We start from the raw sequence: 21,039 nt of genomic DNA, 5'->3' as shown, positions 1-21,039 counted from the left end.
CTTCAAGCCGCTCGCGTCCCCGTTCCGAGTCCAAGGAAGGCCCTGGGGCCTAAGGCTCAGTTCCAGACGTCGAGATGGAACAGCTTGCGATGTTCTTCTATCGCGAAGCGGTCGGTCATGCCCGCGATATAGTCGCAGACCACGCGGGCTCGGCCAGCTTCGTCGCGATTCTGCGACTTGGCGAACCAGACGGTCGGCAGGACCTCCGGCTCCTTCAGGAATAGCGTGAACATTTCGCCCAGAATACGGCGAGCCTGGCTGCGGGTGCGGTTCACGCGCCAGTGGCGGTACATGCGCTCGTGCAGGAAGGCGCGAAGGCGAGCCAGGTCCTCGGCCATGTCCGGCGAGAAGGCGACCAGGGCGTGGTCCAGGCCGCGCACGTCGTCGGCCGACGATACCCCGGTGGCCGCCGCGCGCTGCAGGGTCTCGCCCATCACGTCGTCGATCATCGCGCCGATCATCCGGCGGATGGCTTCCAGATGGGTCAGGCGCGGGTCGAGGTCGGGACGCTCGCTCTTCACCGCCGCCAGGATCGGACCGATCAGCGGCACGTCCATCAGATCGTCCAGAGTGAACAGACCCGCGGTGACGCCGTCATCGACGTCGTGGTTGTTGTAGGCGATGTCGTCGGCCAGCGCCGCGACCTGCGCCTCGGCCGAAGCCCAGGTGTCCAGGCCCAGGCCGTACTCGTCGTCGTACTTCTGGATCGCCTTCCACGAAGGCTTGCCCAGCTTGTTGGTCACCGGACCGTTGTGCTTGATGATCCCTTCCAGGGTTTCCCAGGTGAGGTTGAGGCCCAGGAAGTCCGGATAGCGGTGCTCCAGCTCGGTCACCACGCGGAAGGTCTGCACATTGTGGTCGAAGCCGCCGTACGGCTTCATCTGGATTTCCAGCTCGTCCTCGCCGGCGTGGCCGAACGGCGGGTGGCCCAGGTCGTGGCCCAGGGCGATGGTCTCGGCGAGGTCGCTGTCCAGGCCCAGAGCCGTCGCCAGCGAGCGGGCCACCTGCGCCACTTCCAGCGAATGAGTCAGGCGGGTGCGGAAATTGTCGCCCTCGTGCGCCACGAAGACCTGGGTCTTTTCCTTCAGTCGACGGAAGGCCGAGGTATGGATGATGCGGTCGCGATCCCGCGCGAACGGCGTCCGGGTGCGGCTCTCGTCCTCGTTGAACCGGCGCCCCTTCGACTTGAAGGGATCTTCGGCGTAGGGCGCGCGAGGAACGAAGAACGGAGCCTGTGACATAAACCGCCTTTATCGCTTTGGACGATTTGGCCCCTTCCGAAGAGGCCGCGACACCCTCATATAGTCCGAAGGTGACTTTTCCACAGCCATGACCCAGACAGACTTAACGCTTTCCGAAAACGCAGCCCGCCGGATCAAGACCATCGCCGCCAGCGAAGGTCGTCCTTTGATGCTGCGCGTCGCCGTCGACGGCGGCGGCTGCTCGGGCTTCCAGTACCGCTTCGACCTGGTCGACACCGTCGAGGACGACGACCTGAAGGTCGAGCGCGACGACGCCGTGGCCCTGGTCGACGTCGTCTCCCTGGCTCTGCTGAAGGGCTCTGAGATCGATTTCGTCGACGAACTGGCCGGCGCCGAGTTCCGCGTCCGCAACCCGAACGCCAAGACCAGCTGCGGCTGCGGGGTCAGCTTCTCGATCTGAAGCCGCCCCGCCCGGCGGTCTTAGTTCATCGACATTGGAAGAAGCAGGCCACGGCGTAGGTCCCGTACGGCAGGCTGAAGATGCAGCCGAGGAACGCGGCGACCTTCTGGTACCAGAAGCGCTTCTTCATCGCCGTATTCCAGCAGCTCTGCCACTTGGTCTTGATGTTGTTCCAGACGCCCTGGGTGATCTTGCCGATCATGCAGGGGAAGAAGCAGTCCCAGAACCCGCCGCAGGCCATGGCCGCCGCCGTCGCGGCCTGGGCCTGGGTGCGCTCGATATAGGGCGCGGGGCTGTCGCCCTCCATGATCGAGGTGCTGTGGGTCGCGCCCTTGGGCCCGATCGACTCGACCTTCGCCGCGCCCTTCTCGCCGCCGCTGACCCGGAACAGATGCCGCTCGCCGTTGGCCAGCACGACCGCGAAGCTCTCGGCCATCACGCCCTTGGCCAGCGGCTTGAACTTGGCCGCCTCGGCCTTGGTCAGTTCGGTCGTCTTGCCCTCGCGGGCGTCCAGCTTGGGCTCTGGTCCGGCGGCCAAACCGATGGCCGGCGCAAAACCGAAGAAGGCCAGGCCCGACCAGGCCGCCGCGCGCATCAATCCACGCCTGTCCATAGGCGAAGCAACGACATGCGAAATCTTGGTTTTCATGTGTTTCCTCCTTGCCCGCTCAATGAGCCGAGCACCAGCGGCCCGGACGCGGGGTCGCGACCGGGAGAAAAATCGGCGTTAAACGCTCGTTTTACCTAGGAAAGCGGCCCGAACACTTGCAACGCTCGGGAACAGGTCCAGCGGATACGGTAAGCTCCGTGGAGGACGTGAATACAGCGCCTTGCAATTCTGGCTGTCAAGCTGACGCCGCTCGCGCTCATGGCGAGAGTCTTGGGCGAGAGTCTGGGGCGAGAGTCTGGGGCTAGCGTTCAGACCGGCACGAACTGCAGCAGGGTCAGCGCCACCGCGCCCCAAGCCAGCGGGATGGCCATGGCCGCCCAGGCCAGAGGCGTGTCGCCCTTGCGCCACAGGATCCAGCCGGCCAGCGGGGCCAGCAGGCACACCACCCAGAAGGCGGCGGCGAACACGAAACCCAACCAGGCGACGGGGTTCATTAGGTTGCCCGAGCGGTCGAAGACCAGCGGCGTGAAGATCGCCAGGATGCCGCCCAGCACGGCCAAGCCCAGGCATGCGATCGTCGCCAGGACCATCAGCAGGACCTGTCTCCTGTCGATCGATCGTTTGCTCGACTTGAGCGCGCCCGTCATGAGCTCTAGCCTCCGCCCGCTGTCTGGAGCCGTCAATGCGTATCGCCACCTGGAACGTCAATTCGATCAACGCTCGCCTGGAAGGCGTGCTGGCCTGGTTCGAATCGGAAGCGCCGGACGTCGCGGTGCTCCAGGAGATCAAATGCGTCGACGAGAAATTCCCGACCGAGGCCTTCGAGCGCCTGGGCTACAATGTCGTGGTCCACGGCCAGAAGACCTATAACGGCGTGGCCCTGCTGTCGAAGTTCCCGTTGGACGACGTGCGCAAGGGCCTGCCCTTCCTGGTCGACGACGAGATCGACGAGCAATCGCGTTATGTCGAGGCCGTGATCAACGCGCCGACGCCGTTCCGGGTGGTCGGTATCTACCTGCCCAACGGCAATCCGATCGGAACCGAGAAGTTCGACTACAAGCTGGCCTGGATGCGCCGGCTGCACGCCCACGCGCGAGGCCTGCTGGCCTTCGAGGAGCCCCTGGTGATCCTGGGCGACTACAACGTCATTCCCGAGGCCGAGGACGTCGCCAATCCGGAAGCCTGGCTTGGTGACGCGCTGTTCCAGCCCGAAAGCCGCGGCGCGTTCCGGGCGCTGAAGAACCTGGGCTTCACCGACGCCTACATGCAGGTCGACGGCGCGCCGGGCGGCTACACCTTCTGGGACTATCAGGCCGGCGCCTGGCCCCGGAACCTGGGGATCCGCATCGATCACCTGCTGTGCTCGCCCCAGGCCGCCGACCGCCTGGAGGCCGTGGTCATCCACCGCGATGAGCGCGACAAGGAAAAGCCCTCCGACCACGTGCCGGTTGTCGGCCACTTCCGCGACTAGCCGCCGCCTGTCGCGAAAACACGACTCTCGCTAGCCTGAGCTTCATTATGAGCGAGCTTGCCCGCCTCCTGTTGTTTGTCGCCATCGCCGGCACGGCGGTGACGTTCCTCGGCAGCCTGGCCATCTGGTACGGCGACGAGGACCGCCGCATCCGCCGGGCCCTGCGCAATGTGCTGAAAAGCGAACCGGAAGGCGTGGTCGTCGCGCGCGGCCGGGGGCGCGGCGCGGGATTCTCGTTCGCCACCAACCTGCTGGCCGTGGCCTGGGACCGGGGCGCCTGGTGCCTCGTCTATCGCCTGGATGAGATGATGGGCGCCGAACTCCTGGTCGACGGCCAGGTGATGGGTCGGGTTTTCCGGGGCGAAGGCCGCCGGGCCATCGACCATGTCGCGCCCCAGGCCGAGCGGGTCACCCTGCGCCTGATCTTCGACGACCCGCGTCATCCCGACTTCACCCTGGACCTGTGGGCGCCCGGCGACGAGCAGCGCCGCGAGAGCGCCTCGCCCAGCGAACTGGTGCAGGAGGCCAACCGATGGCTGGCCCGCTGCGAGGCGATCGTCCGCCGTCCCCTGCCGCCGCGTCCGGAGCGTCCGGCGCCCGCCGCGCCCGCCGCCCCCGCCGCGCCCGCCGTCGCGTCGCGCCAGGCCCCTCCGCCTCCGCCTCCGCCTCTGGTGGTCGAAGACGATTCCGACGACGTGTTCGATGCGGACGACACGTTCGAGGATGACGACGACTTCCGCCCATCACCGCCCCTGCCCGACACCCCGCCGCCGCCGCCGCGCCGCTCGTCGTTCAACGAGATCCCCCGCGCCGCGGCGGCCCGTCCGATCTCGCGCCCGACCACGCCGCCCCCGAGGCCCGAGCCCGCCCGCGCGCGCCCGGTGGAGCCCGACATGTTCGACGACCCGCCCTGGGACGACGAAAGCGACGCCCCGCCCGCGCCCGCGCCCGCGGAGCCCAGCTACAAGCCCGTCTCCAAGGCCCGCCGCGAAACCGCCGCCGACCAGGACGAGCTGCCGTTCGACCTGGACGACTAAAGGCCATCACGGTTTCGAGACCGGCGACCACCGTTCTGCCTTTTTCGATTGCTGCGGCGCACAAGCGGGCGTAAAGCGCCGGCCGCCGGTCGTGAGCCGGCGCTTTGGAGCCTCGTGCTTGCATGGCGGGTAAAGACCCCCTCGCCGCGTCCGATCCAACCACCCCGACACCTCCAGCTTCCCATCACACCGGTCACGCGGCGTCGCGTTTCTGGCCGTTGGCGCTGGGCAGCGTGGGTGTCGTGTTCGGCGATATCGGCACCAGCCCCCTCTATGCGTTTCGCGACGCTTTGGGCGAGGCCGCCCGCGACGGGCTGGTCCGTCCCGAGATCATGGGCGTGTTGTCCCTGGCCCTGTGGGCGCTGATCCTGGTCGTGACGGTCAAGTACGTCCTCTTCCTGATGCGCGCCTCCAACAAGGGCGAAGGCGGCGTGCTGTCGCTGATGGCCCTGGCCCAGCAGGGCGCGGCCGGTCGCACCGGCCTGATCTTCGCTCTTGGCGCCATCGGCGCGGCCCTGTTCTACGGCGACGGCGTCATCACCCCGGCGGTCTCGGTGCTATCGGCGGTCGAGGGTCTGAAGTCGGTGAAGGGCTTCGAGCACTGGTTCGGCACGCAGGAAGTCATCGTCGTCAGCCTGGTGATCCTGACAGCCCTCTTCAGCTTCCAGGCCAAGGGCACGGCCAAGGTGGCCGGCGTCTTCGGTCCGATCATGGTCTGCTGGTTCCTGTGCCTGGGCGCGCTTGGCGTCTGGCACATCAAGGACGATCCCGGCGTGCTGGGCGCGATCTCGCCGACCTACGCCATCTATTTCCTGACCCATCACGGCCTGACCGGTTTCCTGGTCATGGGCGCGGTGTTCCTGACCGTGACCGGGGCCGAGGCCCTGACCGCGGACATGGGCCACTTCGGCCGTGGTCCGATCCAGATGTCGTGGTTCGGCCTGGCCCTGCCGATGCTGGCCCTGAACTATTTCGGCCAGGCCGCCCTGGCCTCCAAGGCCCTGGCCATCGCCGAGGCGTCCAACACCGCTCTGCCCAACGCCGACTGGTTCTTCCTGATGGCCCCGCAGCAATGGCGCCTGGGGCTCGTGCTCTTCTCGGGCGTCGCCACCGTCATCGCCAGCCAGGCGGTGATCACCGGCGCCTTCTCCCTGACCCAGCAAGCGATCCAGCTCGGTTTGCTGCCGCGCATGGACATCAAGATCACCTCGTCGACCGAGGCCGGCCAGATCTATGTCGCGCCGATCAACTGGCTGCTGTTCGTCGGCGTGGTGCTGGTGGTGCTGTCGTTCCGCTCGTCCAGCGCTCTCGCGCATGCCTACGGCATCTCGGTGACCGGTACGATGGTGGTGACCACCCTCCTGGCCTACATCGTCGTGCGCCACGTCTGGAAATGGCGTCTGGCCACGGCCCTGGCCCTGATCGTGCCGCTGCTGGTCCTGGACCTGACCTTCTTCACCGCCAACCTCCTGAAGGTGCTCACCGGCGGCTGGGCGCCGCTAGCCCTGGGCGCGGGCCTGTGCCTGATGATGTCGATCTTCGTCACCGCCACCGAGCGGCTGCGGAGCAAGCTCAGCAAGGACGGCCTGCCCTTCGCCGACTTCCGCGAGATGATCCTGCGCCGCTCCACGGCCTCGACGCCCGGCACGGCCGTGTTCCTGACCTCGGACCCCGACACCACCCCGCCGGCCCTGATGCACAGCCTCAAGCACTTCAAGGTGCTGCACGAGCGCAACGTGCTGCTGAAGGTGGTCAACGAGACCCGTCCCTATGTTCCCGAGGCCGAGCGGATCGAGACACAGGGCCTGGACGACCGCTTCTCGCTGGTCACCCTGCGCTACGGCTACATGGAAAGCCCGAACATCCCGCAGGCCCTGGCCGCCTGCCGCAAGCAGGGCCTGAAGTTCGACATCATGAGCACGTCGTTCTTCGTCAGCCGCCGCACCGTCGTGCCCTCGACGGCCAGCGACGCCCTGCCGGCCTGGAAGCGCAAGCTGTTCACCTTCCTGACCCGCAACGCCGCCGACCCGACGACCTTCTTCCACCTGCCGCCGGGACGCGTCGTGGAGCTGGGGACGCAGGTCAGTTTGTAGACGCCTTCAAATGCTGGCCCAGGGTGTCGATGAACAGGCGCGTCTTGGCTGGAACCAGGCGAGCGCTGGGATAGACCGCCCAGATCGACCATGACTCCAGGACCGCGTCGGCCAGGGGGACCTCGACCAGGCGGCCGGCGGCGACGTCCTCGCGGATGTTCCAGTCCGACAGCATGGTGATCCCCAGCCCGCCCAGGCAGGCCATGTGCAGGGTCTCCACGCCGCTGGCGGTGAAGCGTCCAGACACCCGCTGCTGGACTGGCTTGTCGCCGATCATGAAGGTCCAGTGGGAAACGCCGGTGATGGCCAGGCACTGGTGATCGGCCAGGTCCGCCAGGATCTTCGGCGCGCCGTGCTCGGCCACATAGGCCGGCGACGCGTAGAGCTTGCGCGGATTGGCGTCCAGGCGGCGGGCGATCAGCGAATTGTCGCGCAGCACCGCGATGCGGATGGCCACGTCGATGCCGCTGGCGACGATGTCGGTGATGGCGTCGGTCACCTGCAGGTCGACCTGCAGATCCGGGTTGGCTCGCATGAAGGCCGGGATCATCGGCGCGACCACTTTGCGGCCGAACGGGGCGGAAGCCGTCACGCGCAGAATTCCCGACGCGCCGGCGCCCGAGGGCCGGATCGCCGCCCGCGCGGCGGTCTCGTCTTCCAGCATGGCCTGGGCGTGCGGCAGGAACGCCCCGCCCTCGGGCGTCAGGGACAGGGCTCGCGTGGTGCGATGGACGAGGCGCGCGCCGACCTCCTGCTCCAGCGCCGCCAGCCGGCGCGAGGCGGCCATGGGCGCGATGCCCAGCCGCCGGGCCGCCGCCGCCAGGCTTCCCACCCGCGCCGCCTCGACGAACACGCCTACATCCGCGAGATCCATTATATCAAATTCCGATCGGCCGACCTATCAATCCACCATAATTATAGATCAGATCGATACGTCATACATCCCGCTCCAGCTGGTGGCCATCAGGCCCGAGCCAGCCGGAGCCGATGAGATGACCTTCATTCTTCCCCGCGCCGCCTTCCGGGCCGCGCCACTGGGCCTGGGCCTGACCTTCGCCATGGCCGCCGCCGCCGGGCTGGCGGTCGCCAACATCTACTACAGCCAGCCGATGCTGGGCCTGATCGAGCGCGAGCTGCCGGGCCGGCTGACGGCCTTCACACCCACCGCCACGCAGCTGGGTTATGCCGCCGGCCTACTGCTGCTGGCCCCGCTGGGCGACCGCGTCGAGCGCAAGACGCTGATCGTCGGCCAGTTCCTGGTGCTGGCCTTCGCCTCGGCCTTAGCGGCCCTGGCGCCCAGCGCCGGCTGGCTGCTGGTCTCGTCGTTGCTGCTGGGCATGGCCGCCACGGTCGCCCAACAGATCGTGCCGCTGGCCGCGCATCTCGCCCCAGCCGACAAGCGCGGCGCCACGGTGGGCGTCGTCATGTCGGGCCTGCTGTGTGGGATCCTGCTGAGCCGCGCCGTCGCCGGCTTTGTCGGCACGGGTCTGGGCTGGCGGGCGATGTTCTGGCTGGGCGCGCCGATCGCCTCGGCCGCTGGCTTCCTGATGGCCGCGACCTTGCCGCGCAGCAAGCCCGACAGCGACCTGTCGTACGCCGCCCTGCTGGGCTCGCTGGCCCAGCTGTGGCGCGAGTTTCCCGCCCTGCGACTGGCCGCCTTCACCCAAGCCAACCTGTTCGCCGCCTTCACCGCCTTCTGGACGATCCTGGCCCTGCACCTGCAAGAACCGCGCTTTGGCCTCGGCGCCGATGTGGCGGGCGTCTTCGGCATCGTCGGCGTGGTTGGCGTGATGGCCGCGCCCCTTGCCGGTCAGCTGGCCGACAAGCGCGGGCCGCGCCTGGCCATCGCCCTGGGCGCCTTCCTGACCCTGGTCGCCTGGCTGATCTTCGGCCTGTGGACCTCGATCGCCGGGCTGCTGGTCGGCGTGGTGGTGCTGGACTTCGCGGTGCAGGGCGCGCTGGTCTCGAACCAGCACCTCGTCTACGCCCTGAGGCCCCAGGCCCGCGCCCGGCTGAACACCCTGTTCATGGGCGCGATGTTCCTGGGCGGCGCCGGCGGCTCGGCCGCCGCCGCGGCGGCCTGGACCCACGGCGGCTGGAGCGCGGTCGCCCTTCTAGGCGGCGGCCTCGCGGCCATCGCGGCGCTGCTGGAGGTGTCGGGCGGCCGGCGGCGCTAGCCTTCCGCCGCTTGCTCGACCGCCAAGGCCAGGTCCAAGGCCCGGGCGGCTTCCTCGCCGGTGACGACCGGACGCGGCGCCTCACCGCGCACCGCCGCGAGGAAGCCGGCGACCGACAGGCCCAGCGGGTCCTTGCCGGCCGGGGTCTCGGTGAAGTTCTCGATCAGCGGGAACGGGGTGGTGTTGCGGAAGGTGCGCTGGAGGAAGTCGATCTCGACCTCGCCGGAGGGGTAGACGACCTTCATGGTCCGCTCGCGGGCCTCGGCGACGCGGGAGCTGTCGAACACGGCGATGAAGCCGTTCTCGAACATCGCCTCGACCTTGACCCAGTCCAGGGAGGTCGAACGGGTGATCGCGCCCTCGCCGTCCACCGTCATCGGCTGGGCCTCGCACAGAGCCAGGGCCAGGTCGATGTCGTGGATCATCAAGTCAAGCACCACCGAGACGTCGAGATTGCGGTCCGAGGGCGTGCCTCGGCGAACGGCTTCCAGGCGCAGCGGCTGCTCGGGAATGTCCAGCAGGCCCATGGCCTGGAACACCACCCGCTCCTGATGGCCGCAGGCCAGCGGCACGCCGGCCTTGGCGGCGGCGGCGACCATCCGGTCGGCGTCCTCGGGCGTCACGGCCAAGGGCTTTTCGGAGTAGACCGGCTTGCCCGCCTTCAGCGCCTTCAACGCCGCCTCGGCGTGGTGGACGGCGGGCGTCGCGACCGTGACCACGTCGACGGCGGCCAGGAAGGCGTCCATGTCGTCGAAGGCCTGGGCGCCCAGCGGCTCCGCCAGGGCCTGGGCGCGCGCCAGATCGATGTCGTAGACCCCGACCAGGGTCACGCCCTCCAGCTCGGCGTACTTCTTGGCGTGGTAGCCGCCGAACACTCCGGCGCCGACGACGCCCGCTTTCAAGGTCTGGGTCATGGGCCGCTGTCTACCGCGCTTCGGCGCCGCATAGAAGCACTGGAGCCTCCGTCGCGGACGCGCTAAACATCCGTTTAAATTAGCAACGCTCGCCAAGAGCAGCCGTAATACCCCTGGAGAGGAAGCCCATGACCACCTCGCGTGAGATCCGCCTGAAGAGCCGCCCCGTGGGCCTGCCCAAGGCCTCCGACTTCGAGCTCGCCAGTGTCGAGCTGGCCGCGCCGGGCGATGGCGAGGTGCAGGTCAAGAACCTGTGGATGTCGGTCGACCCCTATATGCGCGGCCGCATGTACGATCGTCCCAGCTATGTGCCGCCGTTCCAGATCGGCCAGGCTCTGCAAGGCGGCGCGATCGGCGAGGTCGTGGCCTCCAACGATCCTGACTTCAAGCCGGGCGACATCGTCAATTCGATGTTCGGCTGGCGCGAGGCCTTCAACGCCAACCCCAAATCGCTGGCCGCCGCCGGCATGGGCGCGATCACCAGGATCGACACGCAGGGTGTCCCGCCACAGGCGTTCCTGGGCGTCGCCGGCATGCCGGGCATGACCGCCTATGTCGGCCTCCTGCGCGTCGCGGCGCTGAAGGACGGCGACGTGGTGTTCGTCTCGGCCGCCGCTGGCGCGGTGGGTTCGGTCGTCTGCCAGATCGCCAAGCTGAAGGGCCACACCGTGATCGGTTCGGCCGGCGGTCCAGAGAAGGTCGCGTTCCTGAAGTCGATCGGCGTCGACCATGTCATCGACTACAAGGCCACGCCCGACGTGGTCGCCGAACTGGCCAAGGTCGCGCCAAAGGGGATCGACGTCTATTTCGAGAATGTCGGCGGCATTCACCTGGAGGCGGCCATCAATTCGGCCCGCCCGTTCGCGCGCTTCGCTCTGTGCGGAATGATCTCGCAATATAACGAGACCGGTAAGCCGGAAGGCCCCTCCAACATCATCCTGGCCGTCGGAAAGAGCCTTCGCCTGGAGGGCTTCATCGTCTCGAACCACTATGACCTGTTCCCGCGGTTCGCGAAGGACATGTCCGAGTGGATCAAGGCCGGGAAGATCACCTGGAAGGAGACGGTCGAGGACGGCGTCGAGCGCGCCCCGGACGCCTTCCTGAAGCTGTTCTCGGGCGAAAACCTGGGAAAGATGCTGGTGAAGCTGGGGTAGCGAGCCTTAGCCGCGGGGTTCGAGCTTCGACAGCTCGAGCCCCGTCGAGGTCTTCTTGAACTGGAACTTTACCCGCGCGCCCGCCGTGATCGGCGCTTCGGCGATCACGTCCGCATAGACCTTGAATTTGTCGCGACCGGGCTTCAGACCCGCCGCGCTCGCGCCTTCGTGATCGAGCGTGAGAATCTGGCCATCCAGGCTCGAAATCACGCCCTGCGCGTCGTACGCGGGTAGCGATTCCGTCGACGGCATCACCTCGACGGCGCCCGGCGCCGACTGACCCTCTTGTGAAGCTTCTCCACACGCGGCGAGGGTCAGGACGGCGATAGCAGCGATAGAATGTCGAAAATTCATAGCCCTAGTGAAACTCCCCAGATCGGCGAGCGATGCTCGCGCGATGCGTTTCCGACGTATTTTCTCGCAATTGCGAAATCGCCGTGATTTCCGGTAGCGAATTTGTGATCGAAGTTTTACTGTAGGGGCGCCGGCGGCTCTCCACGTCGGTTTTCGACCGTCGTGAACCTGTTACGCCCCCCGCCCCGTTTCCTAACGGACGCGCGGCCGAGCGGAAAGGGCCGAAGGCGGCGAAATGCGCGGAGAGAGCCCGGCCCGCCGGAAAAAGTCCGAGAACTGACGATATGAGCGATCGCTCCGCCCTCTTCGACGTGCGCTCCTCCACGAGCGTGACCCTCGATCAGGTCGTTCGCCGTGACACGGTTGAGATCCCGGCCGAGGTTCCGCTGGCCATGCCGGTTCAGCCGCTGGGCTTCTGGCAAGGCGGTTCACGCCGCGCCACCGCCCTGGCGGCCAACATGACCCTGCGCCGCTGGATGGTGGCCCTGGCGACGATCGTCATGGGCTTCGCCGGCTGGAAGGCGACCTTCGACACCGTGGCCCTAGGCGGCGTGACCCGTCTGGAAACGGTGGTCATGGTGCTGCTGGCCCCGCTGTTCCTGGCCCTGTCGTTGTGGTTCTGCACCGCTGTGGCCGGCTTCGCGATCCTGCTGGGCAAGCCCAAGGATCCGCTGGGCATCGATGGCGAGAGCCCGATGCCCAAGCTGCACACCCGAACCGCCATCCTGATGCCGGTGCACAACGAGGACGCCGCCGGCGTCTTCGCCCGCCTGCGCGCCATGGACGCCTCGATCGCCGAGACGGGCATGAGCCGTCACTTCGACATCTTCGTCCTCAGCGACACCCGCGACGCCCAGGTGGCCCTGGCCGAGCAGGCCTGCTTCGCCCGCTTCCGCCGCGAGGCCCACAGCAACGTCTTCTATCGCGTCCGCAAGGAAAACACGGGCCGCAAGGCCGGCAACGTCGCCGACTGGGTGCGCCGCTGGGGCAGCGCCTACGAGCACATGCTGGTGCTGGACGCCGACAGCCTGATGACCGGCGAGGCCATGGTCCGCCTGGCCGACGCCATGGAGCGCCACCCGGGCGCCGGCCTGATCCAGACCATGCCGATGATCATCAACGCCCAGACGATCTTCGCGCGCACCCTGCAGTTCGCCACGCGCCTTTACGGTCGCGTCGCCTGGACGGGCCTGGCCTGGTGGTCGGGTAGCGAGAGCTCCTTCTGGGGCCACAACGCCATCGTCCGCACGCGCGCCTTCGCCGAGACCTGCGGCCTGCCGCACCTGGGCGGTCCCAAGCCGTTCGGCGGCGAGGTCATGAGCCATGACGCCCTGGAAAGCGCCCTGCTGCGCCGCGGCGGCTGGAGCGTGCACCTGGCTCCATACCTGGAAGGCTCGTACGAGGAGAGCCCCTCGAACCTGCTGGACTTCGCCACCCGCGACCGCCGCTGGTGCCGGGGCAACCTTCAGCACGTGCCGCTGATCGCCCTGCCCGGCCTGCACTGGATGAGCCGCCTGCACCTGGTCATCGGCGTGCTGAGCTACGCCCTGTCGCCGCTGTGGTTCATCGCCCTGACGGCGGGCGTCACCTCGCGCGCCCTGATGCCCGAACTCAAGAAGGCGGCCTTCACCATGGCCGACCTGCAGGCCGCCGCTCACGCCCTGATCGACTGGCGCGAGATCCAGGCCACCGCCTGGGCCATGATCATCACCTTCGTGCTGCTGTTCGGCCCCAAGATCCTGGGCTCGATCCTGGTCTTTTCGCGCAAGCATGAAACCAAGGGCTTCGGCGGCAAGCGCCGCGTGGCCGCCGGCCTGGCCGTCGAGATGCTGCTCTCGGCCCTGGTCGCCCCGATGCTGATGTTCACCCAGACGCGCGCCATCGTGGAAATCATGGCCGGCAAGGTCGGCGGCTGGGCCACCCAGCGCCGCGACGCCGACAAGGTCAGCTTCAAGGAAGCCTGCGCCGCCATGGGCTGGATCAGCGCCACGGGCCTGACCCTGGGCGCTGTCTTCTGGTTCACGCCGGATCTGTTCACATCGACCGCCCCGATCCTGTTGGGCCTGATCGTGGCCGTGCCGCTGACCATGCTGGGCGCCAACAAGGTCGCCGGCCTGAAGTTGAAGACCAACGGCCTGTTCATGACCCCGGAAGAGCGTCGCCCGCCCGCTATCGTTCGCGCCGCCCTGGGTCCGTCGTGCGAGCCGCCGATCCGCTGGTTCGCCCGCGACGGCCGCCCGATCGGCCCAAGCAACGAAGTGCGCGACGCCGCCTGATATCGCGTCAAGCGCTTTCCTAGTATGGCCGGAAGGCTCCCGGGGGAGTAGAAGCGCGGCTTCGTTTCTCTCTCGGAGCCGCGTGCCGTGTCGCGTCTGTTCAGCGCCTATGTGATCGTCGACTGGAGCGCCGCGGCCAAGCCGACCACCGGCGCGGATTCCATCTGGATCGGCGTGCTCAAGCGCGACGTGCGCTTCCGGCTCACCTTCGAGAGCTACAACCCCGCGACCCGCGGCGAGGCCGAGACGCGATTGGCCGCCGTCCTCGACGACCTGAAGAAGCGCGGCGAACGCGCCCTGGTGGGCTTCGACTTCCCGCTGGGCTTTCCGCGCGGGCTCTCGCAGGCGCTGGCCCTGCCGGGCGAGACCCGCTGGCGCGCGGTCTGGGACCAGTTGGCCAAGATGGTCAAGGACAAGGCCGACAACACCAACAACCGCTTTGGCGTGGGCTCGGAGATCAACCGGCGCCTGACCGGCGGCCCGTTCCCGTTCTGGGGCTGCCCGCCCAAGGACGCGCTGACGACCCTGCAGCCCAAGCGCCCGCGTGAGCATGGTCCGGACGACCTGCCGGAGTTCCGCTATGCGGACGAGGCTGCGAAAGGCGCGCACTCGATCTGGAAGCTCTATTACAACGGCTCGGTCGGCGGTCAGGCGATCGTCGGCATCCCGGCCGTGCGCCGCCTGAAGGACGCGCGCGGCGAGACCGTGCGGGTGTGGCCGTTCGAGACCGGCTTCAAGGCCCTGACCGAGGCTGACCTGGACGGCGTCTCCACCGTGGTCGCCGAGGTCTATCCGTCGCTGATCAAGGCCGTCCCGGGCGCCGGCGAGGTCAAGGACCTGGCCCAGGTGCGCGGCCTGGCCGAGCATTTCGCCAAGTTGGACGAAGCCGGCAAGCTGGGCGCGATCTTCGCCGCGCCCAAAAGCCTGTCCGAAGACGCCGTCGTGGCCGCCGAGACGGAAGAAGGCTGGATCCTGGGGGCCTAGGCGCTCTCCTCCTCGGCCAGCCTCCGATCCCGCCAGTCCAGCATCCGGAACCGGGTCAGCAGGAAGCCCGCCGCCAGGAAGCTGGTGACGATGATCGAGATCAGCACCCCGTTCAGGCCCATGCCGCGCGGGATGGCCAGGAACCAGGCCAGCGGCCCCATGACCAGGGCGTAGCTGATCAGGTGGGTCACCGTCGGGACCCACACCTCGCCCCGCGCCCGCAGCGCTTGGGCGGCCACCACCTGCACCGCGTCCGGGGCCAGGAAAAAACAGGCCAGCACCAGGGCGGGCAGGATCAGCGTCAGCGCCGCCGGGTCGGTCGTGTAGGCCAGGGCCACCCAGTGGCGTGTCGGATACAGCACCAGGCCCGACAGGACGCCGACGGCGGCGATCACCGCGAAGGCGATCCAGCCGGCGCGCTTCATGCCTTCCGGATCGCGCGCGCCATAGGCCCTGCCGACCTGGACGGCCGTGGCGGTCGCCATGCCGAGCGGGATCATGAAGATGATCGCCGAGACGTTCAGCACCACCGTATAGGCGGCGACGGCCAGGGCGCTGATCCAGCCGCAGACCAGGTTCATGCCGGCGAAGGCCGAGACCTCGAAGAAGTTCGACGCGCCGGCGCCGTAGCCGATCTTGCGCTGCTCGATCTCGGCCGGGCGGTCGCTGGCCGGCTTGTCGAAGACGCCCAGCTCGCGGGCCTCCTTCATGCGCAGGACGTAGATGGCCAGGGCCAGCGCCAGGGCTGTGCGGGCGATGAAGGTCGACCAGGCGCCGCCGGTGGCGCCCAGGGCCGGCAGGCCAAAGGTCCCCGGCACGAGCAGCAGGTTGGCGGCCAGGTTGACGATGTTGGCCAGCCACATGAACACCGCGCCCGGCCCCGGCCGCGACAGGCCCTCCAGCCAGAAGGTCAGGGCCACCGACACCGAATAGACCGGCAGCGACAGCGAGAAGACGATCAGCGGCGCGGTCGCGCCGTCGGCCAGGCCGTCCTTCAGGCCCAGACTGTGCAGGAACAGCGAACCGAACAGCGCCAGCAGCGCCATCGAGCCCAGGCCCAGCCACAGGCCGTAGGTCAGCCCGCGCCGCAGCACCGCGCCGGTCTCGTGCCGCTTGCCGGCCCCGATGGCGCGGGCGGTCATCACCTGGATGCCGACCAGCAGCCCGACATTCATGGTCACGAAGATCGACGACGGCGCCCAGGCCATGGCGTGGAAGCCCAGCTGCTGGGCCGAGAAGTGGCCGACGACGATGGCGTCCGTCAGGCCCATGACCATGATGCCCAGGCGCGACAAGATCACCGGCCCCGCCAGGCGGAGCAGTTCGATCAGATCGGTCATGATGGGGCCGCGCGGCCGCTTCGGAGGAAGCGTCGTTCCGGCCGCGTCGCGCGGCATGGTCGTCACCAGATGTCAAAGAAGGCCGGCAAGGTGGCCCATGCCCGCTTTTGCGGCAACACGCATTCGGTCCCGCTTGGAACATCGCGCCGAGCCAGTGGTTTTCCGGGCTCAGTCCCCCAATGCGGAGCAGAGCGGAGCGCGCCATGGCCGAGACCCAGACCCCCGAGTTCCAGAATGCCGGCGAACACGTCGCCCAGGCCGAACGCGATATCCAGGCTCCGCTGGACGCCAAGGAGCAGCGGTCCTTCGAACCCAAAGAGGAAAAGGACGACAAGCGCGGCCACGCCATGCAGGCTGGCGCTCGTCCCTACCCGGCCCCGCCCTTCCCCGAGCAGCACCAGGCCAAGCCGGGCGAGGAGTACAAGCTCGATCCGGCCCCGATGTACGACGCGCCATTCTACAAGGGTTCGGGCAAGCTGGAGCACAAGGTCGCCCTGATCACCGGAGCCGACAGCGGCATCGGCCGGGCCGTGGCGGTGCTGTTCGCCCGCGAAGGCGCGGACGTGGCCATCGGCTATCTCAGCGAGGACACCGACGCCGAAGAGACCAAGGCCGCCGTCGAGAAGGAAGGCCGCCGCGCCATCCTGCTGCCCGGCGACGTCGCCGACCCGGCCTACGCCAAGGCGGCGGTCGAGCGGACCGTCGCCGAGTTCGGCCGGCTGGACATCCTGGTCAACAACGCCGCCTTCCAGGAGCACGTCCTGGACTTCGAGGACCTGACCGAGGAGCACTTCGACCGCACGCTGCGCACTAACCTTTACGGCTATTTCCACATGGCCAAGGCGGCTGTGAAGCACCTGCCCAACGGCGGATCGATCATCAATACCGGCTCGGTGACCGGCCTGCTGGGCAACAAGGACCTGCTGGACTACTCCCTGACCAAGGGCGGCATCCACGCCTTTACCCGCTCGCTGGCCACGCACCTGATCGAGAAGGGCATCCGCGTGAACGCCGTGGCGCCCGGCCCGGTCTGGACCCCGCTGAACCCGGCCGACAAGCTGGGCCCCGACGTCGCCCAGTTCGGCGCCAAGACCCCGATGAAGCGGGCGGCGCAACCCGAGGAGATCGCGCCGGCCTACGTCTTCCTGGCCTCACCCCAGACCTCGAGCTACATCACGGGTGAGATCCTGCCGATTATCGGGGGGTATAACGGTGGCTAGTGCGGCCATACCTCCGCCAGCACCTTGGCCTTGCCGTCCTTCAGACTGACTTCCATCGAGGGCTCGTCGGGCTTGCCGGCCGCGAACAGCTCGTAGATCACCATGCCGTCGGCCTGCTTGCTCTCGATCACGCGGACGGGCTTGATGGCCTTGCCCGAGGCCGCGGCCGTGTCGCGCACCAGCCGCGGGGCGGAGGCCCAGGCGATGTCGCGCTGGGTCTCGACGATATCCCAGGCGCCGTTCTTCTCCAGCAGGTCGAACTCGATCTCCGAGCCGTCCGGCATCACGCCCTCGACGTCGTAGTAGCGGCGGTCGGCGCGTTCCTTCAGTTCGGCTTCCTTGATCGTCATGCCCGGCGCGGCCGCCTTGACCACCGACACCACGGCGGCGGGGATATCCTTGACCGCGACCTCGGTGACCTTGGTCTTGGGCCCGTCGGCCAGGGCCGGAGCCGGGGCGATGGCGAAGGCGGCGAGGGTCAGGATGAGGAAGCGGTTCATGACGTTTCTCCAGTCTTCGGGAAGGATGGGCCAGGGTTTAGAACCCCGACGCTGACAACCGGCTGACGCATGCTATGCAATCGGCCCCGAACAAGGAGTCGCAAATGGCCCGCCGCGTCGCTCTCGTGTCCCTGCTCGTCGCCGACTACGACGAGGCGATCGGCTTCTATGTCGGCAAGCTGGGCTTCATGCTCGTCGAAGACACCGACATGGGCCACGGCAAGCGCTGGGTCGTGGTCTCGCCCGGCGGCGATGGCACGAACTTCCTGTTGGCCCGCGCCACCGGCGATCAAGCCCAGGCGATCGGCAATCAGGGCGGCGGCCGCGTCTGGCTGTTCCTGCACACCGACGACTTCGCCGGCGACCACGCCCGCATGAGCGCCGCCGGCGTCACCTTCCTGGAAGAGCCCCGCCATGAGGCCTACGGCACGGTGGCGGTGTTCGAGGATCTTTCCGGCAATCGCTGGGACCTGCTGCAACCCAAGAACCGAGAAGAACAATGGCCCGCCTGCTGACCCTCATCGCGGCGGTGGCCGCGCTCTCGACATCCGCCGCTGAAGCCGCGCCCAAGATCCGGGTGCTGTACCTCGACCAGTCGGTCGGCTTCGTGCACCGGCCGGTCGCGCGGCCCAAGAACAGCAATGGCCCGACCCCGTCCGAGATCGCCCTGGCCGAGATCGGCGCCAAGTCGGGGGCCTTCACGGTGGAGTCGACCCAGGACGCCCGCACCATCACGCCCGAAAAGCTGAAGGACGTCGACGTCCTGGCCTTCTACACGACCGGTGAGCTGCCGATTCCCGCCGAGAGCTGGGCCGCCATTCAGAAGTGGGTCGAGAGCGGCAAGGGCGGGTTCGTCGGCCTGCACAGCTCGACCGACACCCACTGGGACTATACGGGCCCCGGCCAGACCTATACCGCCTTCATCAACGGCAAGTTCGCCGGCCACCCGTGGACGCAGGGCACGCCTATCACCGTGCAGGCCTTGGGTGGCAAGGACCCGCTCAACACCGCCTGGCCAGCCCGTTTCGCCTTCGCCGAGGAGATCTATCAGTACTCGGACTATGACCCCGCCAAGGTCCGCGTGCTGCAGGCCCTGGACTTCACCGAGACGCCACTGAAGCGCCCGTGGTTCGTGCCGATCACCTGGACCCGCCAGATCGGCCAGGGCCGCCTGTTCCACACCAATCTCGGCCACACCCCCAGCACCTGGGACGACCCGCGCTACCGCGCCCAGATTCTGGACGCCGTGCGCTGGACCGCCCATCGCGCGCCATTCGCGGCAAAGGAGGGCGCCGCCAAGCCGAATGCCGATGAGCAGGCGCTGTGGGCCCTGCGCTCGCTGCTGGCCTATGACGGTCGCCCCAAGGCGGATGTCGAGGCCCGCGTCGCCAAGCTGGCCAAGACCGACTCCGCCTGGCTGCGCGACGCCGCCGGCCGCACAGCCGCCCTGCGCCCGCTGTGGCCGGCCAAGCCCGACAGCGACAAGGCCCCGTTCGAGACGGCCTACAAGGCTTTGCTCGCGGAGGTCGTCGCGAGATCGGATTCGATCCCGTCCAACGGATCTCCAGACTGAACATCCAGGCCGCGCCGCGCCCAAGGCTTGAGCTCGCGCCCCACTACGGTCTAGGGTTGCACATGAACGCGCTTGCCCCGGACGCTCCAGACCCCATCGACGTTCACGTCGGAAAGCTGCTTCGCGCGAGGCGCCTGGCCGCCGGCGTGACGCAACAGGATCTGGGAGAAACCCTCGGGGTCACCTTTCAGCAGATCCAGAAGTACGAAACCGGCGCCAACCGCATTTCGGCCTCGAAGCTCTACAAGGCCGCTCGGGCCTTGGGACTCGCGCCGAGCGCCTTTTTCGAGGGTTTGGACACCAGCGAAGATACAGGCCTGACGCGCCAGTTCGTGGACTTTCTGGCCGCGCCGAACTCGAACCGATTGGCGGTCGCTTTCACGCAGTTGACCCCGGTGCAGCAGCGTGTGCTGACCGATCTGGCTGAGACCCTGGCCTCCTGATCTTGCGTTCGGCGGATGTCGCGGCGACCGTCGGCGGCCGCCGCGCTCCGGCCTCAGGCGGCGCGCCCTTGGTCGCCCACGATCCGCGGCGCGGCGATCTCACCGGTCGGAGGCACGCTGGTGTCGGGCTTGTCGACGCCCGTGCCATGCAAGGTCGCGGGGCGCACGCCGATCTGCGGCGCGGCCGCGGCGAGCGCGGCATGGGCGGTCATCATATGCGCCCGCGTCTGACCCAGGGTTTCGATCGAGCGCGTGATGGCGGTGACGCCCTCGTGTCCCAGCACGGCCGAGAAGTTGTGATCCCGTCGCAGGCCGGACGTATGAGCGATGAAATGGGCCGCCTTTTCCAGCGCCAGATCGACGGCGCGTTCGGCCTCGAAGAAGGCGTCGGCGACGGATTGAGCAATTTCGCGTCTTTGCATGCGGTCTCGATCCCGCCGGCGGGCGGGCTCCTTGTTGGAGAGGTTCGATGAGGTGTTGTCCGGCCTACCGACGCCTGAGCCAGGCGTCGTAGGAGTCGGACAGGTGGCCGACCTGGATCACCAGAGCCAGGACGACCAGGGCGAGGACGACGGACGCCAAGGCGGCCGCCAGGATCAGGATCAGCCGCTCGGCCTTGGACCGACTCGGCGGGGCGGCGCGTATCCGCTCGGCGAAGGATCGCTCGCGGGCGTCAGCACGAGAGCGATGCAAATAATCTCGCGCATCAGATCGAGCGGAGACAGGTGAGGACTCATGAGCCGCGTGATCGTCAGCAGATGCTGCACGGCTTCCTTCTCCACCCGCGTCACCGCCAGGTCTTCGTAGATCGCTTCCAGGTCGCTCCAGCTGATCGCCGGAAAGGCTGGAACCGCTTCCGTCGGGTCGAACATGGACCACTCCTTTCGCCGTTTCATTGGCGAGCGGTGAAGGTTCGAACGGAAGTGGTATTGGGCGCCCCTGGTACAAAATGGGGAGGCCCGCCTCGCTCAGATGGATGACCAGCGCCATCGCCGCCTGGCGGCGCGTCACGGCTTCCAGCTTGCCCATGGCGCTGGCGAAGTGCTTGTCGACCGTGGCCTTGCGGAGATCGAGATCGAAGGCGATCTCCTTGGACGACTTCAGCTGCGCCGCTCCCAAGAGGACGTCGCGCTCGCGCGGAGTCAGTCGGTCGAAGCGATTCATGGCCAAGCACATCCGCGCGCGACGCGGACGAGACGAAGCTCCGCGCCGGCGCATTACCTCACGACAT

22 protein-coding genes are annotated in these 21,039 nt (G+C 67.9%); 12 read left to right on the top strand and 10 right to left on the bottom strand.

Annotation, left to right across the window (positions count from 1 at the left end; all coding sequences use genetic code 11):
- Positions 1 to 56: 56 nt before the first annotated feature.
- The gene (locus ACW173_RS15635) at positions 57 to 1,241 is read right to left on the bottom strand and encodes a deoxyguanosinetriphosphate triphosphohydrolase (protein ID WP_492080923.1); all 1,185 of its coding nucleotides are present in this window, start codon (positions 1,239 to 1,241) and stop codon (positions 57 to 59) included.
- Positions 1,242 to 1,329: 88 nt separating this feature from the next.
- Here ACW173_RS15635 and erpA point away from each other — a divergent pair, with 88 nt between their 5' ends.
- Positions 1,330 to 1,662, top strand: coding sequence for an iron-sulfur cluster insertion protein ErpA (erpA, locus tag ACW173_RS15630; RefSeq protein WP_492080922.1), 333 nt, complete (start codon positions 1,330 to 1,332; stop codon positions 1,660 to 1,662).
- A gap of 25 nt (positions 1,663 to 1,687) precedes the next feature.
- Here the strand turns inward: erpA and ACW173_RS15625 are convergent, their stop codons facing one another.
- Both ACW173_RS15625 and ACW173_RS15620 read right to left on the bottom strand, forming a co-directional pair.
- Positions 1,688 to 2,311 (bottom strand): hypothetical protein, encoded by a 624-nt coding sequence (locus tag ACW173_RS15625; RefSeq protein WP_492080921.1) that lies wholly within the window; start codon positions 2,309 to 2,311, stop codon positions 1,688 to 1,690.
- Between the two features lie 269 nt (positions 2,312 to 2,580).
- Positions 2,581 to 2,919 carry a hypothetical protein gene (locus tag ACW173_RS15620; protein ID WP_492080920.1) on the bottom strand — a complete coding sequence of 113 codons (339 nt, stop codon included), beginning with the start codon at positions 2,917 to 2,919 and terminating at the stop codon, positions 2,581 to 2,583.
- A 35-nt stretch (positions 2,920 to 2,954) separates the two neighbouring features.
- Here ACW173_RS15620 and xth point away from each other — a divergent pair, with 35 nt between their 5' ends.
- The 3 genes from xth to ACW173_RS15605 all read left to right on the top strand — a co-directional run bounded on the left by xth (position 2,955) and on the right by ACW173_RS15605 (position 6,873).
- On the top strand, positions 2,955 to 3,743 hold the full coding sequence (gene xth, locus ACW173_RS15615) for an exodeoxyribonuclease III (protein ID WP_492080919.1): 789 nt from the start codon (positions 2,955 to 2,957) through the stop codon (positions 3,741 to 3,743).
- A 47-nt stretch (positions 3,744 to 3,790) separates the two neighbouring features.
- Complete coding sequence (locus tag ACW173_RS15610) at positions 3,791 to 4,780, top strand: hypothetical protein (RefSeq protein ID WP_492080918.1); 990 nt, start codon at positions 3,791 to 3,793, stop codon at positions 4,778 to 4,780.
- Positions 4,781 to 4,902: 122 nt separating this feature from the next.
- On the top strand, positions 4,903 to 6,873 hold the full coding sequence (locus tag ACW173_RS15605) for a potassium transporter Kup (protein ID WP_492080917.1): 1,971 nt from the start codon (positions 4,903 to 4,905) through the stop codon (positions 6,871 to 6,873).
- Here the strand turns inward: ACW173_RS15605 and ACW173_RS15600 are convergent.
- Positions 6,863 to 7,747 carry a LysR family transcriptional regulator gene (locus tag ACW173_RS15600; protein WP_492080916.1) on the bottom strand — a complete coding sequence of 295 codons (885 nt, stop codon included), beginning with the start codon at positions 7,745 to 7,747 and terminating at the stop codon, positions 6,863 to 6,865. The two genes, ACW173_RS15605 and ACW173_RS15600, sit on opposite strands and share 11 nt — an antisense overlap.
- A gap of 118 nt (positions 7,748 to 7,865) precedes the next feature.
- On the opposite strand from ACW173_RS15600, the gene ACW173_RS15595 reads away from it, so the two are divergent.
- Positions 7,866 to 9,050 (top strand): MFS transporter, encoded by a 1,185-nt coding sequence (locus tag ACW173_RS15595; protein ID WP_492080915.1) that lies wholly within the window; start codon positions 7,866 to 7,868, stop codon positions 9,048 to 9,050.
- On the opposite strand, the gene ACW173_RS15590 is transcribed toward ACW173_RS15595, so the two are convergent.
- Positions 9,047 to 9,964 (bottom strand): Gfo/Idh/MocA family protein, encoded by a 918-nt coding sequence (locus tag ACW173_RS15590; protein WP_492080914.1) that lies wholly within the window; start codon positions 9,962 to 9,964, stop codon positions 9,047 to 9,049. The genes ACW173_RS15595 and ACW173_RS15590 overlap by 4 nt on opposite strands.
- Before the next feature lie 128 nt (positions 9,965 to 10,092).
- Between ACW173_RS15590 and ACW173_RS15585 the strand changes: the two genes are divergently transcribed.
- Positions 10,093 to 11,118, top strand: a complete 1,026-nt coding sequence (locus ACW173_RS15585) for an NADP-dependent oxidoreductase (protein WP_492080913.1) — start codon at positions 10,093 to 10,095, stop codon at positions 11,116 to 11,118.
- A gap of 6 nt (positions 11,119 to 11,124) precedes the next feature.
- Here the strand turns inward: ACW173_RS15585 and ACW173_RS15580 are convergent, their stop codons facing one another.
- Positions 11,125 to 11,472, bottom strand: coding sequence for a copper-binding protein (locus tag ACW173_RS15580; protein ID WP_492080912.1), 348 nt, complete (start codon positions 11,470 to 11,472; stop codon positions 11,125 to 11,127).
- A 284-nt stretch (positions 11,473 to 11,756) separates the two neighbouring features.
- Here ACW173_RS15580 and mdoH point away from each other — a divergent pair, with 284 nt between their 5' ends.
- The gene (gene mdoH / locus ACW173_RS15575) at positions 11,757 to 13,748 is read left to right on the top strand and encodes a glucans biosynthesis glucosyltransferase MdoH (RefSeq protein WP_492080911.1); all 1,992 of its coding nucleotides are present in this window, start codon (positions 11,757 to 11,759) and stop codon (positions 13,746 to 13,748) included.
- 87 nt (positions 13,749 to 13,835) lie between these two features.
- The gene (locus ACW173_RS15570) at positions 13,836 to 14,732 is read left to right on the top strand and encodes a cobalamin biosynthesis protein CbiG (RefSeq protein ID WP_492080910.1); all 897 of its coding nucleotides are present in this window, start codon (positions 13,836 to 13,838) and stop codon (positions 14,730 to 14,732) included.
- Here the strand turns inward: ACW173_RS15570 and ACW173_RS15565 are convergent.
- On the bottom strand, positions 14,729 to 16,129 hold the full coding sequence (locus ACW173_RS15565; protein WP_492080908.1) for an MATE family efflux transporter: 1,401 nt from the start codon (positions 16,127 to 16,129) through the stop codon (positions 14,729 to 14,731). The genes ACW173_RS15570 and ACW173_RS15565 overlap by 4 nt on opposite strands.
- Before the next feature lie 146 nt (positions 16,130 to 16,275).
- On the opposite strand from ACW173_RS15565, the gene ACW173_RS15560 reads away from it, so the two are divergent.
- Positions 16,276 to 17,292, top strand: a complete 1,017-nt coding sequence (locus ACW173_RS15560; RefSeq protein WP_492080907.1) for an SDR family oxidoreductase — start codon at positions 16,276 to 16,278, stop codon at positions 17,290 to 17,292.
- On the opposite strand, the gene ACW173_RS15555 is transcribed toward ACW173_RS15560, so the two are convergent.
- A complete protein-coding gene (locus tag ACW173_RS15555) occupies positions 17,289 to 17,792 on the bottom strand; it encodes a hypothetical protein (protein WP_492080906.1) in 504 nt (167 codons plus the stop codon). The two genes, ACW173_RS15560 and ACW173_RS15555, sit on opposite strands and share 4 nt — an antisense overlap.
- A gap of 104 nt (positions 17,793 to 17,896) precedes the next feature.
- Here ACW173_RS15555 and ACW173_RS15550 point away from each other — a divergent pair, with 104 nt between their 5' ends.
- The 3 genes from ACW173_RS15550 to ACW173_RS15540 all read left to right on the top strand — a co-directional run bounded on the left by ACW173_RS15550 (position 17,897) and on the right by ACW173_RS15540 (position 19,808).
- Positions 17,897 to 18,307 (top strand): VOC family protein, encoded by a 411-nt coding sequence (locus ACW173_RS15550; RefSeq protein WP_492080904.1) that lies wholly within the window; start codon positions 17,897 to 17,899, stop codon positions 18,305 to 18,307.
- Positions 18,292 to 19,365 (top strand): ThuA domain-containing protein, encoded by a 1,074-nt coding sequence (locus ACW173_RS15545; protein WP_492080903.1) that lies wholly within the window; start codon positions 18,292 to 18,294, stop codon positions 19,363 to 19,365. The genes ACW173_RS15550 and ACW173_RS15545 overlap by 16 nt, the downstream gene beginning before the upstream one ends.
- Positions 19,366 to 19,427: 62 nt before the next feature.
- The gene (locus ACW173_RS15540; protein WP_492080902.1) at positions 19,428 to 19,808 is read left to right on the top strand and encodes a helix-turn-helix domain-containing protein; all 381 of its coding nucleotides are present in this window, start codon (positions 19,428 to 19,430) and stop codon (positions 19,806 to 19,808) included.
- Positions 19,809 to 19,861: 53 nt separating this feature from the next.
- Here the strand turns inward: ACW173_RS15540 and ACW173_RS15535 are convergent, their stop codons facing one another.
- Together ACW173_RS15535 and ACW173_RS15530 are read right to left on the bottom strand one after the other, a co-directional pair.
- Positions 19,862 to 20,230, bottom strand: coding sequence for a hypothetical protein (locus ACW173_RS15535; protein WP_492080901.1), 369 nt, complete (start codon positions 20,228 to 20,230; stop codon positions 19,862 to 19,864).
- Between the two features lie 64 nt (positions 20,231 to 20,294).
- Positions 20,295 to 20,972: a helix-turn-helix domain-containing protein gene (locus ACW173_RS15530; RefSeq protein ID WP_492080900.1), complete on the bottom strand. Its 678-nt coding sequence runs from the start codon at positions 20,970 to 20,972 to the stop codon at positions 20,295 to 20,297.
- Between the last annotated feature and the right edge of the window lie 67 nt (positions 20,973 to 21,039).

Source organism: Caulobacter sp. ALps2 (assembly GCF_058681635.1).
This window is presented reverse-complemented; position numbering and strand designations above follow the sequence as displayed.

Coding starts and splice junctions, on each gene's coding strand:
- ACW173_RS15635 (WP_492080923.1), bottom strand. CDS start 1,241: ATGTCACAGGCTCCGTTCTTCGTTCCTCGCGCGCCCTACGCCGAAGAT.
- erpA (WP_492080922.1), top strand. CDS start 1,330: ATGACCCAGACAGACTTAACGCTTTCCGAAAACGCAGCCCGCCGGATC.
- ACW173_RS15625 (WP_492080921.1), bottom strand. CDS start 2,311: ATGAAAACCAAGATTTCGCATGTCGTTGCTTCGCCTATGGACAGGCGT.
- ACW173_RS15620 (WP_492080920.1), bottom strand. CDS start 2,919: ATGACGGGCGCGCTCAAGTCGAGCAAACGATCGATCGACAGGAGACAG.
- xth (WP_492080919.1), top strand. CDS start 2,955: ATGCGTATCGCCACCTGGAACGTCAATTCGATCAACGCTCGCCTGGAA.
- ACW173_RS15610 (WP_492080918.1), top strand. CDS start 3,791: ATGAGCGAGCTTGCCCGCCTCCTGTTGTTTGTCGCCATCGCCGGCACG.
- ACW173_RS15605 (WP_492080917.1), top strand. CDS start 4,903: ATGGCGGGTAAAGACCCCCTCGCCGCGTCCGATCCAACCACCCCGACA.
- ACW173_RS15600 (WP_492080916.1), bottom strand. CDS start 7,747: ATGGATCTCGCGGATGTAGGCGTGTTCGTCGAGGCGGCGCGGGTGGGA.
- ACW173_RS15595 (WP_492080915.1), top strand. CDS start 7,866: ATGACCTTCATTCTTCCCCGCGCCGCCTTCCGGGCCGCGCCACTGGGC.
- ACW173_RS15590 (WP_492080914.1), bottom strand. CDS start 9,964: ATGACCCAGACCTTGAAAGCGGGCGTCGTCGGCGCCGGAGTGTTCGGC.
- ACW173_RS15585 (WP_492080913.1), top strand. CDS start 10,093: ATGACCACCTCGCGTGAGATCCGCCTGAAGAGCCGCCCCGTGGGCCTG.
- ACW173_RS15580 (WP_492080912.1), bottom strand. CDS start 11,472: ATGAATTTTCGACATTCTATCGCTGCTATCGCCGTCCTGACCCTCGCC.
- mdoH (WP_492080911.1), top strand. CDS start 11,757: ATGAGCGATCGCTCCGCCCTCTTCGACGTGCGCTCCTCCACGAGCGTG.
- ACW173_RS15565 (WP_492080908.1), bottom strand. CDS start 16,129: ATGCCGCGCGACGCGGCCGGAACGACGCTTCCTCCGAAGCGGCCGCGC.
- ACW173_RS15560 (WP_492080907.1), top strand. CDS start 16,276: ATGGCCGAGACCCAGACCCCCGAGTTCCAGAATGCCGGCGAACACGTC.
- ACW173_RS15555 (WP_492080906.1), bottom strand. CDS start 17,792: ATGAACCGCTTCCTCATCCTGACCCTCGCCGCCTTCGCCATCGCCCCG.
- ACW173_RS15550 (WP_492080904.1), top strand. CDS start 17,897: ATGGCCCGCCGCGTCGCTCTCGTGTCCCTGCTCGTCGCCGACTACGAC.
- ACW173_RS15545 (WP_492080903.1), top strand. CDS start 18,292: ATGGCCCGCCTGCTGACCCTCATCGCGGCGGTGGCCGCGCTCTCGACA.
- ACW173_RS15540 (WP_492080902.1), top strand. CDS start 19,428: ATGAACGCGCTTGCCCCGGACGCTCCAGACCCCATCGACGTTCACGTC.
- ACW173_RS15535 (WP_492080901.1), bottom strand. CDS start 20,230: ATGCAAAGACGCGAAATTGCTCAATCCGTCGCCGACGCCTTCTTCGAG.
- ACW173_RS15530 (WP_492080900.1), bottom strand. CDS start 20,972: ATGAATCGCTTCGACCGACTGACTCCGCGCGAGCGCGACGTCCTCTTG.